General features: G+C 33.4%; 3 protein-coding genes. 2 read left to right on the top strand and 1 reads right to left on the bottom strand.

The window, feature by feature from the left end; all coding sequences use genetic code 11:
* Positions 1 to 946 (bottom strand): alpha/beta hydrolase (locus Q0370_RS05375; protein ID WP_299573087.1); only part of this gene is annotated, 946 nt, incomplete at its 3' end.
* Positions 947 to 1,008: 62 nt separating this feature from the next.
* Here Q0370_RS05375 and ahpC point away from each other — a divergent pair.
* Both ahpC and Q0370_RS05365 read left to right on the top strand, forming a co-directional pair.
* Entirely contained in the window at positions 1,009 to 1,575 is a 567-nt protein-coding gene (gene ahpC / locus Q0370_RS05370; protein ID WP_147006099.1) for an alkyl hydroperoxide reductase subunit C, read from the top strand.
* A gap of 53 nt (positions 1,576 to 1,628) precedes the next feature.
* Positions 1,629 to 2,261, top strand: coding sequence for a thioredoxin family protein (locus tag Q0370_RS05365; RefSeq protein ID WP_299573085.1), 633 nt, complete (start codon positions 1,629 to 1,631; stop codon positions 2,259 to 2,261).
* Positions 2,262 to 2,429 lie beyond the last annotated feature (168 nt).

Below are 2,429 nucleotides of genomic sequence, written 5' to 3'. Positions count from 1 at the left end.
TTATATACTTTACTAATATAGGTATGGATTCGAAATCGGCATTTTTGAGTATGGCCGCATAGATACTCTTAACATCCTCCAACAAAGGAGCCTTGTCTATGCCATACAAATCCTTAATACTCTTATACTTATCTTGTAAATACTGAGTGGTATTGGTTTGCACTCTCACCACCTTCTCGGCATATTCACGCATGGTAATAGGGCGGTATTCCTCAAAGAATAGGTTCAAAGCCTCGGAGATTCCCATAATAGAAACGGCACTAGTGGTAACTTGAGGAAAGGGTTGAGAGAAATAGAAACTACGTTCCAACTTCTTGACACTCATAAGCTTGTCCAAGTCGGTTATCTTCTTCAAAATTACATTGTCCTCGTCCTGTGTCCAACCGAGATAGTAGAAGATAGGCGTCTTGAAGGAAGCCAATTGTTCTGGGATAGAGTTGGTTATCTTCTCGGTCATATTAGGAGAGAGAGATATATAAGCGTTGAAAAGGGAATTTTCCTTGAGCAGATAGTAGTTGATAAAGTTAGCCCCTTCGCCATCGGCAATAATTCCTTTGAAACCATTGGTAGCATATTTGCTTTGTACATGTGGGATTACCACTTGTCCTACGAACTCAAAGAAAACAGCTGTATCGTTAAAAGGCACTCCTGTTTCCTGTGGTATAGTCACATCGTCCTCCTGATTGTATATCCCCACAATAATAGAGGGAGGCACCTCACCTGTACGGGCGAAATAGCGTAGGCTTGTTACCGTAGGCTCCAGTATTCGGCTGGCATTGAGCACTACAAAGAGTGGGTATTTTTGTCGTTTGTCATAGCCATCGGGTAGTACGACAGTTACTTTACGAGTACCATCCATATCCTTGGAACCCAAGTTTTCGGAGGTTATTTGTGCTCCCATACGAGCAGAGAGAAGCACCAAAAGCGTTAGTAATAGCTTTTTCATCTTATAAAAGTTTATAGGTTTCAAAATAAAAATAATACTATAATTAAATTAGGAGGAAATTTATGTCTTTAATAGGAAAAAAAATTGAAAATTTTACAGCTCAAGCTTATCAAAATGAAGAATTTAGAGAAGTTAACTTTGAAAAGGATTTTTTAGGAAAATGGAATGTTGTAGTCTTCTATCCAGCTGACTTTACATTCGTATGTCCTACAGAATTGGAAGATTTAGAAGATCACAGGGAAGAATTGGAAAAATTAGGATTTAATGTTTATTCAGTAAGTACAGATACTCACTTTACTCACAAAGCATGGCATGACCATTCTGAAGCAATTGGAAAAGTAAAATATACAATGATTGGAGATCCTACAAAAGCTATTTCAAGAGAATTTGAAGTATTAAACGAAGAAACTGGATTAGCTTACAGAGGAACATTTGTTATAAATCCTGAAGGAAAAATCGTTGCTTATGAAGTAAATGATGAAGGAATCGGAAGAGATGCCTCAGAATTAGTAAGAAGAGCGAAAGCTGCTAAATTTGTTGCTGATAATCCAGGATTAGTTTGTCCTGCAAAATGGAAAGAAGGAGAAGCTACATTAAAACCAGGATTAGACTTAGTAGGTAAAATCTAATAGTTTTTAGGTTTAGTAAATTTATAGAATGAACTATTTAGAAAGGAGAAAATATGGCTTTACTGGATAGCAATATTGTAGAACAGTTAAAGGGTTATTTTGACAATATTAAGGGAAATATTGAATTAGTATCATTTCTTGACGATAGCGAAAAATCAAATGAACTAGACAGCTTCTTAAAGGAAGTTGATGTAATTTCTGAAAAAGTAAATTATATAAAAAAATCATTTGAAAATGATAAGGCTGATTTAGAAAAAGCAAATATTACACGTCCAATATCTTTTACAATTTTAAAAGATGGAGAAAATACTGGAATTAATTTTTCGGGAATTCCTGGAGGACATGAATTTAACAGTTTTATTCTAGCGATTCTAGGACTTGCAGGATTAGGTAAAAAGCTGGAAGGAGAGCAGCTTTCAAAAGTTGAATCAATCAATAAACCTGTAAATATCGAAACATTTATTTCATTATCTTGTACACATTGTCCAGATGTTGTTCAAGCTTTAAATTTAATTTCAACAAATAATAAAAACATTACAACAACTATGGTTGATAGCGCTGTATTCTTTGAAGAAGCAAAAGAAAAAGATATTCAAGCAGTACCAGTTGTATTTATAAATGGAGAGCAAAAATCAGTTGGTGCAAAAACTATGGAAGAATTAATAAATCTTGTTATTAATGCTTAATTACATAAAGTGAAAATTGATTTATCTAAAAAAATAAATATTTTAAGAAAAAACTTGTGAAATAAAAAATAGAATTTGTACTTCTAAACTTGTAAAACGAAAAAGTTTAGAGGTACTTTTTTAGTTTATAACAGATTTTGCTTAAAAAGTAAAAATTATATTTTAATT

Origin of the sequence: uncultured Leptotrichia sp. (genome assembly GCF_938036635.1) — a bacterium.
Lineage (GTDB): Bacteria > Fusobacteriota > Fusobacteriia > Fusobacteriales > Leptotrichiaceae > Leptotrichia > Leptotrichia hongkongensis.
This window is presented reverse-complemented; position numbering and strand designations above follow the sequence as displayed.

Bases quoted from the DNA above. Each gene is read 5' to 3' on its own strand.
- ahpC (WP_147006099.1), top strand. From the start codon at position 1,009: ATGTCTTTAATAGGAAAAAAAATTGAAAATTTTACAGCTCAAGCTTAT.
- Q0370_RS05365 (WP_299573085.1), top strand. From the start codon at position 1,629: ATGGCTTTACTGGATAGCAATATTGTAGAACAGTTAAAGGGTTATTTT.